The organism is Porphyromonas circumdentaria (assembly GCF_900167105.1).
Lineage (GTDB): Bacteria > Bacteroidota > Bacteroidia > Bacteroidales > Porphyromonadaceae > Porphyromonas > Porphyromonas circumdentaria.
In genome coordinates, this window is sequence record NZ_FUXE01000017.1 from 19,724 (window position 1) to 34,224 (window position 14,501).

At 43.3% G+C, this 14,501-nt stretch carries 13 protein-coding genes; 10 read left to right on the top strand and 3 right to left on the bottom strand.

All coding sequences use genetic code 11. The annotated features are described in order from the left end of the window. Nucleotides 1-37 precede the first annotated feature (37 nt). Nucleotides 38-1,075, top strand: coding sequence for a Holliday junction branch migration DNA helicase RuvB (gene ruvB / locus B5D06_RS07465; protein ID WP_078737381.1), 1,038 nt, complete (start codon nt 38-40; stop codon nt 1,073-1,075). Nucleotides 1,076-1,262: 187 nt separating this feature from the next. Continuing rightward, nucleotides 1,263-2,672 (top strand): exodeoxyribonuclease VII large subunit, encoded by a 1,410-nt coding sequence (gene xseA / locus B5D06_RS07470; RefSeq protein WP_078737382.1) that lies wholly within the window; start codon nt 1,263-1,265, stop codon nt 2,670-2,672. Nucleotides 2,673-2,716: 44 nt separating this feature from the next. Here the strand turns inward: xseA and B5D06_RS07475 are convergent, their stop codons facing one another. After that, entirely contained in the window at nt 2,717-3,592 is an 876-nt protein-coding gene (locus B5D06_RS07475; protein ID WP_078737383.1) for a hypothetical protein, read from the bottom strand. A 355-nt stretch (nt 3,593-3,947) separates the two neighbouring features. Between B5D06_RS07475 and B5D06_RS07480 the strand changes: the two genes are divergently transcribed. From B5D06_RS07480 to B5D06_RS07490, 3 genes are read left to right on the top strand one after another with little or no spacing between them, the layout of a single operon-like run. Further along, complete coding sequence (locus B5D06_RS07480) at nt 3,948-4,544, top strand: BamJ family beta-barrel-assembly machinery protein (RefSeq protein WP_078737384.1); 597 nt, start codon at nt 3,948-3,950, stop codon at nt 4,542-4,544. A gap of 23 nt (nt 4,545-4,567) precedes the next feature. Then, nucleotides 4,568-5,368, top strand: coding sequence for a BamJ family beta-barrel-assembly machinery protein (locus B5D06_RS07485; RefSeq protein ID WP_078737385.1), 801 nt, complete (start codon nt 4,568-4,570; stop codon nt 5,366-5,368). A 26-nt stretch (nt 5,369-5,394) separates the two neighbouring features. Continuing rightward, the gene (locus tag B5D06_RS07490) at nt 5,395-6,231 is read left to right on the top strand and encodes a BamJ family beta-barrel-assembly machinery protein (RefSeq protein ID WP_078737386.1); all 837 of its coding nucleotides are present in this window, start codon (nt 5,395-5,397) and stop codon (nt 6,229-6,231) included. A gap of 722 nt (nt 6,232-6,953) precedes the next feature. Here B5D06_RS07490 and B5D06_RS07495 read toward each other — a convergent pair. Then, on the bottom strand, nt 6,954-7,361 hold the full coding sequence (locus B5D06_RS07495; protein WP_078737387.1) for a PEGA domain-containing protein: 408 nt from the start codon (nt 7,359-7,361) through the stop codon (nt 6,954-6,956). 301 nt (nt 7,362-7,662) lie between these two features. Between B5D06_RS07495 and B5D06_RS07500 the strand changes: the two genes are divergently transcribed. The 5 genes from B5D06_RS07500 to B5D06_RS07520 are packed head-to-tail and all read left to right on the top strand — an operon-like array spanning nt 7,663 to nt 13,440. Next, on the top strand, nt 7,663-9,225 hold the full coding sequence (locus B5D06_RS07500; protein WP_078737388.1) for an MATE family efflux transporter: 1,563 nt from the start codon (nt 7,663-7,665) through the stop codon (nt 9,223-9,225). A gap of 14 nt (nt 9,226-9,239) precedes the next feature. Next, nucleotides 9,240-10,247: a glycosyltransferase family 2 protein gene (locus B5D06_RS07505; RefSeq protein ID WP_078737389.1), complete on the top strand. Its 1,008-nt coding sequence runs from the start codon at nt 9,240-9,242 to the stop codon at nt 10,245-10,247. A 6-nt stretch (nt 10,248-10,253) separates the two neighbouring features. Beyond that, the gene (locus B5D06_RS07510) at nt 10,254-11,258 is read left to right on the top strand and encodes a glycosyltransferase family 2 protein (RefSeq protein ID WP_078737390.1); all 1,005 of its coding nucleotides are present in this window, start codon (nt 10,254-10,256) and stop codon (nt 11,256-11,258) included. Between the two features lie 8 nt (nt 11,259-11,266). Continuing rightward, complete coding sequence (locus tag B5D06_RS07515; protein ID WP_078737391.1) at nt 11,267-12,400, top strand: EpsG family protein; 1,134 nt, start codon at nt 11,267-11,269, stop codon at nt 12,398-12,400. A gap of 23 nt (nt 12,401-12,423) precedes the next feature. After that, nucleotides 12,424-13,440 carry a glycosyltransferase family 2 protein gene (locus B5D06_RS07520; protein WP_078737392.1) on the top strand — a complete coding sequence of 339 codons (1,017 nt, stop codon included), beginning with the start codon at nt 12,424-12,426 and terminating at the stop codon, nt 13,438-13,440. Nucleotides 13,441-13,455: 15 nt separating this feature from the next. On the opposite strand, the gene B5D06_RS07525 is transcribed toward B5D06_RS07520, so the two are convergent. Further along, nucleotides 13,456-14,355, bottom strand: a complete 900-nt coding sequence (locus B5D06_RS07525; protein WP_234989576.1) for a glycosyltransferase — start codon at nt 14,353-14,355, stop codon at nt 13,456-13,458. Between the last annotated feature and the right edge of the window lie 146 nt (nt 14,356-14,501).

Here is a 14,501-nt window from a genome sequence, read left to right on the forward strand (position 1 = left end):
GATAAGGAACGTATATTCTCTTTACCTTTGTGCGCAAATGAATCAAGAGTTCGACATTAGAAACGAATCGTTTAAGCCCGAAACCGAGGAGCAGTTTGAAGCCGCTCTTCGGCCTGTCAGCTTTCGATCTTTCAACGGACAGGAAAAGGTAGTAGAAAACCTTTCTATATTCGTCAAGGCCGCTTCGTTGCGAGGCGAAGCCTTGGATCACGTATTGCTACATGGCCCTCCTGGCTTGGGAAAGACCACACTCTCCAATATTATTGCTGCCGAACTGGGGGTGGGAATTAAAATTACCTCGGGGCCTGTACTCGACAAACCAGGAGACTTAGCTGGTTTGCTCACCTCTTTAGAGCCCAAAGATGTACTCTTTATCGACGAGATACATCGTCTTAGCCCCATTGTAGAGGAGTATCTTTACTCGGCAATGGAGGACTTTCGGATTGATATCATGATAGATAAAGGACCAGGGGCTCGCTCTATCCAGATAGACCTTAATCCCTTTACGCTCATCGGAGCTACTACACGTAGCGGTTTGCTCACCGCACCATTGAGAGCACGCTTCGGGATTAATATGCACTTGGAGTATTACAACGTTGAGACAATTAAGTCTATCGTCTTGCGCTCGGCAAACATATTGGGCGTTCCCTGCAACGATGCTGCCGCTCTTGAGATAGCAAGCCGCAGCCGAGGTACACCGCGTATTGCGAATGCGTTACTGCGTCGCGTGCGTGACTTCGCGCAGGTCAAAGGCGATGGAGCGATCGATTTGGATATTGCCACCTATGCCCTGGAGGCACTTAATATAGACAGTTACGGACTGGATAATATAGACCACAAACTTTTGGCTACGATCATAGACAAGTTTTCGGGAGGCCCTGTGGGGCTTACCACTATAGCTACCGCCATGAGTGAAGATGCGGGGACGATAGAAGAGGTGTATGAACCGTTCTTAATCAAAGAGGGATTCCTCAAGAGAACTCCCAGAGGGCGCGAGGTTACCGAGTTGGCATACCGACATTTGAACAGACCCTTTACGGGGGTACCTTTAGGGCTTTTCTCTGAAGATGTATAGTATTAAAAACAAGGTTATTACAGTAAACTATCGATAGGATATATCCTATCGGATGTTAGTACTTGTACAAACTCCAGTTACCATAGGTGCTAACTTGAGTTTAGACCTATGAAAACTTTGGAAAAGATTATAGGAAACTTGCGTTGGCTCTATCGCTTTCAGAAACATTGTTAAACAGCTCGACACGATGAAGATATTTACTCTCTTTGAATTGAATAGTTCTATTCGAAGAGCCTTTGACCGCTACTTCAACGGTATGTACTGGGTCAAGGGAGAAATTAGCGGTCTTATGCGCTCATCCTCTGTGCAGAGCTGTTACTTTGATCTTATAGAAAAAGAGGAAAACTCCCAACGAATAAAGGCAAAAGCGGCTGCCGTTATCTGGTCTTCCATAGCCCCTCAACTTATTGGCAAGTTTGAGCAAGGCACAGGGCAGAAGTTTCAAAGCGGATTGAGCGTACTTCTACTTGTAAAACTCCGCTATCACGAACAATATGGGTTCTCGCTCGATGTTTTAGACATAGATCCTTCTCATACATTGGGTGGTATGGCACTCAAACGTATGGAGACCATTAAGCGACTCAAGGCAGAGGGGTTACTTGCATTACAAAAAGAGTTGCAACTGCCTCTACTCATCCGACACGTTGCCATCATCAGTTCTCCTACTGCAGCAGGATATGGAGACTTTTGCCGTCATATTACCGACAACCGCTACCACTACCCGTTTCTCTTGCAACTCTATCCCGCAACGATGCAGGGAGAGAATACAGAAAACTCGGTCATAGAAGCATTGCAACGCATTTTACAATCGAGCATTCCGTTCGATTGCGTTATCATTATTCGTGGTGGGGGTGCGGTGAGCGACCTCGTCGCTTTCGATGGATATACCCTTTCTGCCGCCGTGGCACGCTATCCGCTCCCCGTGATTACGGGTATAGGGCACGAACGCGACCAGAGCGTGTTAGATATGGTAGCCCATTTGGCACAAAAGACACCGACCGCCGTAGCCGACTTTTTGGTACAAAGGCGTAGGGGCGAGAGCGATCGGATAGAGTCTCTTGCCGAACAACTATGCAGGGCTGTAGGGATTATGGTCGATATGAATGCGCGCTACCTCGACCGACTGCTTTTGAAACTCCCCAAGGCGGTACAAATGGTAACTCATAGAGAGGAGCTGAACGTACATCACTTAGAGCAGAAACTATTTCGAGAAATGGGCTATATGCTCTCCAACCACCACAATGGACTCACGTTGCTCGAGCAGCAACTATCTATCCGCACGCATCGACTTTTGGAGCAACAGCATGTTGCCCTCCACAACCTTACCGACAAGATATGGTACCTTATCCCTTTTAGAGTATCTGAGGAAAAGCAACGGTTGGCACACTTCGAGGCGGTACATTCGCTCTTAAGCCCCCAAAGTACACTTAAAAGAGGGTATAGCATCATACGTAAAAGAGGCAGAAGTATATCCTCGGCAAGTGACATAATCGTAGGAGAAGCTCTTGATATATTGCTTTACCAAGGTACGCTTGAAGCGGTGGTAACAAAAACAACCCTCCCGAACGATGCCGAGAGGGTTGCAAATGATGAATAACTCCTATCCCAACCAAGAGGCAGAGCTATATTTGCTTCACATAATCACTTAGTGGGGTGATTCTTACGCTTTTTATCTGAGAAGTAAAGAATGACTATAAGTACCACGAAAGAGAGTAGCATGAGCCCCATCTCCAAGACATAATCCAACGGATGTACCCATATCTCCTTAAATAAATCCCATCGTCCGAGGATTTCCACAAAGTTCCAAAAGATAATTACCGTAGGTATAGCGTAGCGAATTGCTGCGCCGATTTCCTTAATGCGGATAAGGCGAACGAAAAGATAAAGTGCCCAAACCAACGAACCGAAAGCAACAATATAAGTAATGGGATGGCGGTCGCCCAAGAAAGCGTTATCATACACGAAGAGAAGTAAGAGGTAGAAAGTCCACAAAAGGATATTCAACTCCATGAATGTAATGATTGACTTGTTTTGTAGCGATGGGGTGAAAGTGTACAAACCCTCTCTGCGTACCACACGACGTTGTATCCAATTGAGGAATGTACACCCTGTACGAGAATTAAAAAGGTAGCCCAACATAGTCATTGCCCAGAAGCCAATACTCGATGGCATCAAAAGGTATTCGGGCTTGGTTACAATCTCTCCATTCTCCATCAAGGGTTCTATCCCATAGCGACGAGCTATATAGACGTAGCCAAACTCTATCCATCCCGTCCAAAAGAGTAGCCCCCCGATGAAGCCGAGTAGTGTCTGTTGCCCCGTTCTCTTTACATAAAAGCCGATCAGGGTTATAATCAGACCGATAAATCCCATGAGAAAGGCCGCAATAAAGAGCTGATTATCCCCAAAAAGATGCTCACATAGAATCATCAAAGCATGCCCTAATGGCATACTAAAGAGTACGATCAAAAAAGCCCATACTCCATTCAAACTGAATCTTTTTTTATTGGTTTCCATACTAAATCAATATTCTCATTTGTAGTTTACTGCGACAAAAATAGTATCTAGTTGTATTATTACACTCTTTTTAGATACGATTATGTTTTATATGGTGCAGATGGTTGTCGTAAAAAGAATCCTTTTCTGTTTTACCAGGGTAATAGAATTTAATAAATTTCTACCCCTACGCAGTGTTTTGAAACTCCATACGCACCTTCTGAGTCCTATATCGGTCGGCAAATCTTCTCATACACAAAACAATATTTCATAATATATCAGGAAAAATAGGTACATTTGCTACGATTTGTACCCCTATATTTAGCGGTACTTATGGATATACCAGATTAAACAAAAGAGATAATTATAAAAGAATATGACAGATAAAGTAAGCTATGCGTTGGGATTGAGCATCGGTTCCAATCTTAAGGGAACAGGAGTAAACGATCTCGTAGTAGAAGATTTTGTAGCGGGGGTAAAGGCCATTTTTGAGATGACTACTCCCTCTATTTCACCAGAAGAGGCACAAAATGTTTTAGGTGCTTTCTTTGAAGAGCTCCAAAATAAAACAAAAAATGCCAACTTGGAAGCTGGGCGCAAGTATATGGAGGAAAACAAAAACAAACCTGGCGTTGTATGCCTCGAAAATGGTCTTCAGTACGAAATCCTCGAAGAGGGAAGCGGCAGAAAACCTGTTAAAACCGACACCGTAACTGTACATTACGAAGGAACTCTTACCAATGGAGCCATTTTTGATAGCTCTATCAAGCGTGGCGAACCAGCATCTTTCCCCCTCACGGGAGTGATCTCTGGTTGGACTGAGATACTACAACTTATGCCTGTCGGCTCGAAGTGGCGCGTAACAATACCTGCACACATGGCTTATGGAGAGCGTGGGGCTGGGCAAATGATTGGCCCTAATGCTACCCTTGTATTTGAGATCCATCTATTGGCAATAGAAGACCAACGATAAACTATATAAGAGCAATATCAGTTATGCGATTAAAAAAGTATTTTTTCTATCTGTTATTGGCACTGCTCCCTTGTACGGCAATCGCACAGGACGTCCAAAAAACAGAGGCACAAAAGAGTGCAGCAACAGCACAACCCGATGCAGAAAAGGCAAGCTATGCTATAGGTGTTTCTATGGGCTATATGATCATCCAGAATATGGCTCAAATGCCTGGCGGTAAAGACATAGACCAAAAGACGGTTTTGAAAGGTATTTCAGATTTCTTGGAGCAGAAGGTAACAATGTCTCCCGACGAAGCGGGTACAGTGATACGCGACTACTTTGAGGGAATACAAAAGGCCGAAAATGAGGCTAACCGCTTGGCAGGAGAAACTTTCCTTGCAGAGAATGCAAAGAAAAAAGGTGTAAAAACAACCAATAGCGGCCTTCAATACAAGATTATCAAACAGGGAAAAGGCATCAAGCCTACAGTGGAAGATACCGTAATGGTACATTATAGAGGAAAGTTACTCGATGGCACCGTCTTTGACAGCTCGTACGAACGTGGTGAACCTATCAAATTCAATCCTTTACAGGTGATACCTGGTTGGACAGAAGGTTTGTGCCTCCTGCCTAAAGGCACTAAGGCAGAGCTTTATATTCCTCATGGCTTAGCCTACGGAGAGAGAGGGGCAGGACGTAATATCCCTCCTTTCTCTGCGTTGATTTTCGAAATCGAAATGGTAGATGTTATCAAAGGAAAACCGCTTCCTGTGTCGGAGGGAACATCAACGGCAAAGGAGGTAGAAAAAAAGATCTCTACCAACAAAGGAGAGAAACAATAAACCAATCAAAATAAACAGAAAAGACAATGAAAAAATTACTTTATGCTGCCTTAGCGTCAGCAACTATGTTTGGAGCAATCTCCTGTACAGGTTCCTCTAAGACAGAAAAAGACCCAGCGAATGACAGCTTAGCTATGGCTCGTGGTTACGTTATGGGTATGCAAATGGGACAACAGCTTATGTATTCGGCTATGCAAGGTCAAGCCATCGACACAGCTCTATTTTTGCAGGGCTTCAAAGAGGGGATTACTAAGGCTGCAGACTCTACAAAGTTCTCTTACTATGCAGGAACTATCACAGGTCATCAAATGGGATCTTCTCTTGTAGAAGATAAAATCGACCAAAAGCTTTTCTTGAAATACTTCGAAGCAGGTTTGATGGGAGACACTACGTTGACTAAGTGGTCTATGGAAGATGCGATGACTTACCTTAACGGAGCAGAGCAGAAATTGGAAGAGAAGAAACTCGAGACCAAATTTGGTAAGAACAAAACAGAGGGTGCAGAGTACCTTGCTAAGTTTGCCCAAGAAGAGGGTGTACAAAAGACCGAGAGCGGCATTGCCTATAAAGTAATCACTCCAGGTACTGGTGCTACTCCTACCGAAAAAGACCGCGTAAAGGTACACTACGTGGGTACGCTTATCAACGGAGAAGAGTTCGATAAAAGTGGCGAAGAGCCTGTAGAATTTGGTGTTACTCAAGTAATCTCTGGTTGGACAGAAATACTCCAGCTCATGAAAGAGGGCGAGAAAGTTAAGGTGGTAATACCTCAAGAACTTGCTTATGGTCAGCGTCAAACAGGCAATATTGATCCTTTCTCTACTCTTGTATTCGAGATAACTTTGGTAGAGGTAGTTAAGTAAAAAGTAGTCTCTATATTTCGATGCGCCTGCGACTTTTGAGTTAAAAGCGTGCGAGATACAACGTTAGAATAGAGTACACGCATCTTTTGAGGTGTGTGTACTCTTTTTTTGTACTGTTACAAACTTTGGAAAAAGAGTGAGTTTTGAGAGAAAGAGTATTTGCACCGTATTAGAAAAACTCGTACGGGGAGGATAAGAGAGCATCGCTCAACAAGAGCAAGGCATTCTACTTGTAGCAGGAAGATTTATTTTCAAGCTTCCTATTGAGTTACACCAATTCTTACACTCAGGGGCAAACTTAAAGTATTTTACTCTATCCTAAGTATAGAGCCTTGATAAGGTATGAAAAGTCTGCACTTCAAGACTAAATATCCGCGATAATACCGCAAATATCAGGATTATATACCCATTGTGAAAATTGCTCCCACAGGAGAAAAAACACTTCTATTCACGGCCATAAAATCGTTAAAACATAGGTAAAACTCTATACGCAATCTACGTATATATATATTTAGGTTGAATATATATATACTAAGGTTGAATATATGTATATTTAGATTGCGTATAAAGAATAACACAAGTATAAACTTCTTTTAGCTTACACCTTTTGGCATTTTGCGACGTTGAGAAGAGGAAAATCTTTGAAAAGGAATGTCTTTTTCAAAAAAGAGTTGAGAGCAACAAGCCCCCAACTCTCTTCTGCGTGTTATAAAGGTTGCTATTTAACGCTGAACGTATATAGTAGCCTCTTTCGTGTTACTATCTATATGGATTTCTTTGGCCTCTTTCAAAGAAGCAATGAAGGCTTCGTCGCGCTCCATATCTACTCTGTAGTGCTTGCGTCCATACTTGAGCACAGCACCAGTAGCAACATCTACAGCCCAACCAAATATGGTGGTCATATTGAGTACAGATATGACGTTGAACTCCTTGTCGAGGCGTACAACTTTGGTCTTATAACCATCTAAAACAAACTCTACCTCTTTGCTATTTATGGAACGTTTGATATCTTCTCCACAAGGAGTTTCACAGAGCTCTATGCCATCTAAAAATACTTTGGCACCAGAGGGTTTGGAGTCAAAAGAAATGTAATCGTACGTTCCTGTAAAGATTGTAGCGCAACTCGTCAATAGCAAGGTAGTTGCAAGTAAGGAGAGGATTGTTTTTTTTCATAAACATTGTTTGGTTTTATGTGTTGATTTTATTCGTTTTATTATAGAAAGTCGAGTAGTACTCTCTATATTGCGACTGCAAAGATATGTATATTTCGATCCATTTCTATTATAGTTCCTCTAAAATTCATCGCTTATAAATAGAGTAAAGGGATAATCCTTATTAGGACAAAGTTTCCTTATCCTGTACAATAAGGTATCTTTGCAGTCGTTAAATAAAAAGAATACAAGACATTTTTTTTCTTCTCCTCAAAAACCCATGGTTACTACCGATAGAGCAGCCAATAGCCTACGCAATGCCCGCTATGCCATTACATTTTACATGATGGGGCAAGTGGTAGCACTCTTTTTCCGTCGCTACTTTATACAAGAGTTAGGGGACGCTCTTCTGGGACTTAATACAACTCTAACGAGCTTCTTAGGGTTCTTAAACATTGCAGAGTTGGGGCTTGCCTCAGCAATTGCCTTTGCCCTTTATGCCCCCTTGTCCAAAGGAGATCGGAAATCGGTTCAGGAGATTATTTCTATACAGGCGTGGTTTTACCGCTTGGTAGCCATCTTTATCCTTGTCGGATCGGGTATATTGCTGCTCTTCTTCCCTCGTATTTTTAGCGACAGTGGGCTTCCTATGTGGTATGCCTATGCAACGTATGGGGTGCTACTGCTTAATGCCCTATGGAGTTATTTGTACAATTATCGGCAGATCATATTCTCATCGGACCAGAGGGAGTATAAAATCACCTTTGCGGCACAGTTCCCGAAGATTATAAAGCAGGTACTACAGGTCTTTGCCATCCTTTATCTCCCCAATCCTTATATATGGTGGCTCGGTATAGAAGCCGCCTTTGGAGTATTTACCGCCTTGCTTATTGAGTGGATGATACATAAAGACTACCCTTGGCTCAAAGCAAGTGCTGCATTAGGGGGTAAGGTTAGACGCCAGTATGGCGATATACTTCGTCGTACGGGGCAAGTTATCTACCATAAGATAGCATCTTTCATCCTCCAGCAGAGTACCCCAATCGTGCTACTCTTTATATTTAAGGCGAGAGAAGCCCTGCCCATTGTAACCATCTATCAAAACTACCTTGTCTTACAAGCGGGTGTTTTCGGGATTTTCGGCTCCATCTTCAATGGGCTGACGGCCAGTGTGGGCAATCTTATTTTAGAGCAAGATCATCAACGGGTGGAGTCGCTATTTCGTCGCCTTTACGCTCTGCGGCTATGGATTTCCTTTGCAGCTGCCTTTGCAATTATATACTACTCCAAGGCTTTCATGATTCTATGGGTGGGTGGCGAGCGTTACTTCACAGAGCCCGAACTACTGCTTTTTGTGCTTTGCCTGCTACTCCAAATCACACGCCTCCCTGACCAATTCATATCTGCTTACGGTATGTTTCAAGATGTAGCCGCGCCTTTAGTCGAAGCGGTTCTAAACTTAGGGCTATCGTTATTGTTGGGTTTTTATTGGGGCATTGCGGGGGTACTCTCTGGTATAGCCGTTAGTTTGCTCGTGGTAGTACATGGCTGGAAGCCCTACTTTCTCTATTCACGAGGATTTCACATGTCGGTCTTCCCCTTTTTCTTACAGCAGGCCAAAGCGTTGCTATTACTCATAATTCCTCTTTACCTTTTCCGTTATATGCCAGAGTGGTTTAGGCCTGAACAAACAGGACTTGTACACCTACTACTATCGGGTATGAGTGGAACCGCTATCTTTGCGACAGTATCTGCGTTTGTACTCTTTCTAACGCATGGAGACTTCCGCGAGGGCTTGCAGATGCTACTTCGAAAAATAAAATTGATACGCTCGCATTCTTAGAGAATAATTACGCTATGGAAAAGTTGCCCTTAGTCTCTGTACTTATACCTATTTATGGAGTTGAAGCGTATGTTCAGGAAGCACTTCGCTCGGTACTGATACAAGACTATCCTCAGATGGAGGTTGTTTTGGTGGACGATTGTTCGCCCGACCAGAGCGTATCTTTGGCTCAGGAGGTTGTGGAGCGAGAAAATCCACAGCACCATCGGGTTAAGTGGCTGCACCACGAGAGCAATCAAGGGTTAGCCGTGGCACGTCTATCGGCACTTCATGCAGCAGAGGGGGAGTATCTTTTCTTTTTAGACAGTGATGACTACTGGAATAGCCCCTCGATGGTGCGCGAAGTAATCTCCCAAATGATGGAATGCTCTGCCCACCTTGCTATATTCAATTACATAGAACAACGCAGTAGAGGCTCCCGAAAGGTGAAAGTGTTGGGCATAGAGGATTCGCTGCAACAGACAGTAGCCTATCTTAAGGGAGAGGCTTCTGCCTATCTATGGAATAAATGTTTTCTAAGAGAGGACTTTTTGTCCAAGGCTGCAGTATGGTTACCCTCCTGTAATCTCTGGGAAGATCTGCACAATGTACCTCTCTACACATTTCAAACAAAGCGTATTACCTACATAGATAAATACTATCTGACCTATCGTCGCCTCCCTAACTCTATAACCAACAATTTATCTCCCATAGCAAGAGCCTCTGTCTGGGCCATACACCAAGATTTGATGCAACGCTTTTACGACTTGGAGTACACCGATGAAGAGGCTTGCAAAGCTGTATACGAAGCTCTTGAGGTCAATGCTCTGCTCACACATATGATACGCTTAAAAACAGGCTCTTTCAAAGCGTATAAGGAGATTGCTCGGGAGCGAACGGACTGGAAAGAAGCCATATCGCAACGAAAGGGATGGAGTGCCCGTTGGGATGCATGGGTACTATTTTTGAACCGCATAGGCTGTTACCGTTTGGGATTTGCCCTCTTCCGTCTGAAAATCCACCTTATCAAAATGATGTTATAGACCATTATGCCTGCCACTTCACCCCTTGTATCTGTTTTAATCCCCGTATACGGCGTAGAGCTCTATATAGAAGAGTGCTTGCGCTCTGTACTACAACAGGAATATCCCTCTTTAGAAATTATTCTGGTAGATGACTGCTCGCCCGACCGTAGTATCGCATTGGCAGAGAGAGTTATTGCCGAGGAGAATAGGTATAACCATTGTGTGCGACTTATTCGTCACGAAAAAAACTTAGGCTTGGCGGGAGCAAGAATAACGGCAGTAAGAGAGGCGCAAGGAGAGCTATTGCTATTCTTAGACAGTGATGACTATTACCTCTCCGTCCACACAGTAGAAAAGGTGGTGCAATCCATGCAAGCAGAGCGTGCCGATATGGTAATCTTTAACTATACCGAGCTCTTCAAACGGAGTAGAAGAACGAGTAATTTGCCCCATATATACGATTCCAAAGAATTGGTTTATAGCTTCTTAATTGGTGGAGTGCCAGCTTTTCTCTGTAATAAATGTTTTCGACGCTCTTTATTTCTGGAACATGCTAACTTATGGGAGGTAGGGAATAATATGTGGGAAGATGTACAGAACGTTATCCCTTATAGTCTGGCTGTACAACGCATAGCCTATGTCGAAGAAAGTTTTTTGGCGTATAGACGTACCAACGAACGATCGGTAACTTTAGACTTCTCTTCAAAAAACATTCTTTCTATGCGTAGGGTTGTTTCTTTCCTTTCTGAACATTTCAAAAAACACTGTTCCACAGACGATTTGCCTTACTTTCAAGAAGGGCTTAAAAAGGCTTCGCAGGTCATTGATTTGGTGATCTTGTGCAGCAGCAACTATCAGGGAATGCACAAAACCCTATCCCAATATCCCTCTTTACACTCCTATGCTCAGGAAATTGGCGGTGTGGGAGGTAAGATCCTTCGTTTGGCTCTTTTCTCTTACAGAAAGCGAATGCCTCACGTGGCTTATGCTTTACTACGTCTAAAAGCCTCTTTACAACGCCTTCGATAGTTTATAATATGCCCCTTTACTCAGCTCTACTCTACTCAGGATTCTTTCTTTTGGCAACCGTATTCCTATGGTTTATAGCCCGAGACGAATATGGGCGCCGAATACCTACGTTCTTACTGGGGGTACTATTGGTACTTTTCTCGGCATTACGCTATGAGGTCGGCCGAGATTACACCGTTTACGAACGTGCTTTCAACAGGTACTACTCGTACGATGCAGAGCACATGGAGGCGGTGTGGAACTATTTCAAGAGTATATTGCGCTACTTTAATTTTGAGTTCCCTATGTGGACTTTCCTCGTAGCACTTATATTTATATTTCTGGTAATCAGAGCCTACCGACAGCAAAGCTATAATCTGGCACTGGCACTCTTTGTCTTCATCTTCATGTACCGCCTCTACTTCGAGTCTTTTAATATGGTACGTCAAGCCATGGCAGAGGCTGTTTGCCTTTTTGTAATTCCCTATCTGCGCCAGAAACGATACGTACCTGCTCTCTTCTTGCTCATGGGTGCACTACTCATACATAAGTCTGCTTTTATAATGGTAGCATTAACTCCGTTTCTTTTTATTCGCTATAACCGCTATTTCGTAGGAGGGGTACTTATTCTTTCGTTAACGCTCTTCCCTATTCTCTTCAAAGCAACGCTTATAGCCCTTATACCCTATCTTCCTTTCGATACTTTCTATATCGAGACGATGTACGATACGCAAGAAGGGAAGGGCTCTGGAATAGGATTTATCATCAATACTCTTCTCGCTTTCTATATCCTTTACCGCCAGAGAGAATTGACCGATGAAGATGCCCATTTACTCCCATACTTAAACACATGGCTCTTTGTCTGTCTGCTGAGTAACTCGTTCTCTTTTTTCCAAGTGGCAGATCGTTTGATGTATTACCCTCTTATGTTTTTTCCGATACTGGTGTCGAACTTCTTCATTCGAGGGCATCGTATGGATAGAGTGGTTCTATCGCTTTTTATCCTTTTCCAAATCATGATTACCATCAAGACGATAAGCGACCCCAGCGAGACGTATCACAACTATAAAATTATATTAAAAGATAAGGATGCCCCAAGCGACTTTTGGGTAGGGTACAACATGACCTCCACACCAACTCTTTTAGAACAAAAGATGGCATAAAATCCTAATAATGGCAGTTTTCTATGAAAGCAAACCAACATAACCTCCGCCCTTTAGTATCCCTATTGATACCAGTCTATGGCGTAGAACTCTATATAGAGGAGTGTTTGCGCTCTGTGCTGCAGCAAGAGTATACCCCTCTGGAGGTTATTTTGGTAGATGATTGTTCGCCCGATAATAGCATCTCTTTGGCAGAAGAGTTGATTGCTCAAGAGAATAGATACAATCACACCTTCCGCATCTTACATCATGCAAAGAACATGGGCATAGCAGGAGCCAGAATTACGGCTATAAAAGAGGCGCAGGGCGAACTATTACTTTTCTTGGATAGTGACGACTATTTTCTATCTCCTGAGGCAATAAAAAGAGCCGTGGAGTGTATGCAACACGAGCAAGCCGATATTGTAATTTTCAACTATACGGAGCTTTTTAAGCGAAGTCAAAGGCGAAGCTCTTTGCCCCTAATATATGATTCTAAGGAACTTACCTCTGCCCTTTTAGAGGGAGTTACACCCGCTTACTTCTGGAACAAGGTCTTCCGTCGCTCCCTCTTCTTGGAAAAAGCCAATTTATTACAGTTAGGCAATAATATGTGGGAGGATCTTCAGTGCGTAGTGCCTTATAGTTTGGAAGTGCAACGAGTAGCCTACATAGAGGAAAACTTGGTCGCTTATCGGCGTACCAACGAACGATCGGTTACCTTAGATCTCTCCCACAAGAATGTAACTTCGATGAAAAAGGTGCTTAACTTCTTGGAAAACCTTTTTGTTGAGCGATTGGGAGAGGAGCAAGCACACTCCTTTCAAAAGAGTTTTGCCACAGCTTATCTCCACATCGACATAGGAGTACTCTGCCATGCTTCCTACAAAAACTTTGGCGCGATACTGCATAACAACCCTACTCTTCATACCCACATACAACAAATGCCCAAACTAAGTGGGCATTTCCTGCGGGCTGCGCTCTTTTTTCATAAGCTACACCTAACGCCTCTTGCCTACCTTATAGTACGTATCAAAGAGTTTTTACAAAAAAGGCGATAGACTTAATCCATCGCCCTATTTTTTGGAACGCAAAAAGCATCGGTAAAAGAGAGAAAGAAGTCGTGTCGATAGCAAACGTGGAGGGACACGTAAGCAGATATTACGCAGATACTCATAGCGATTGGTAAAGCCCATCTTGAGGAATTTCTTCTGTAACTTCATTTCGCTCTGAATATATTTCCATCCCTTACGTCGGCTATAGGTATTCTCATCCATTCTGAAGTAGAGTAATGACTCTGGCAAAGAATGAAACTTAGCCCCGTTCATAATCATTCTTGCCCATAGAAGATAGTCCTCGAAAAGGAAGAAGTGTTGGTAATTACCTGCTTTTTGTACGGCACTACGACGGAATACTACTGAGGGATGATTCACTGGGCAACGCTTTCTGGCATACTTTACTAAATCTTCATGCTTCTCTGGGAGTAAACGTTTCGATACGATTTTATCGGGGCTCTCTCGAAACTCATCGATGGCACAGCTAAGAACATCAATATCGGGATGCTGGTACATGTAGTTGATTTGCTCCTCGAAGCGATTGGCATAGGCTACGTCGTCGGCATCCATACGTGCTATGATTTCATAGCTACACTGCTCGATACCTTTGTTTAAGGCATTGCCTAAGCCTCGGTTTTCGGGCAGACGAATAACCTTTAGAATCTCTGGATACTCTGATTGATGTTGCTCAATGATAGCGTCAAGATTATCGTTAAGGGGTCCATCGCATACCAAGATAATTTCGGAGGGCATAAGAGTCTGGTGAAAGATACTCTCGATGCTATCTCGGAAGTGTGAATGATGCTCCCCATGGTAAACAGCCATAAGAACACTAAACCCTCTATCTGGGGTCGTTTTCTTGCGCGCCTCTCCATCGGGGGCAGTATGGATATCCCCTTTTTGTGTAGTGTGGTGTGTCACGATAGCACTATATTTTTCTCAAAACAACGCAAAGTTATATCTTTTTATTATGGCTTTCTACATTTTCTCTGTCAATCTGTTAGGGTTCGTTAGATTATGGGGCAGTAAAAGTGACCAACCAGTAAGAAAGTTCGAGAGAAATGTGG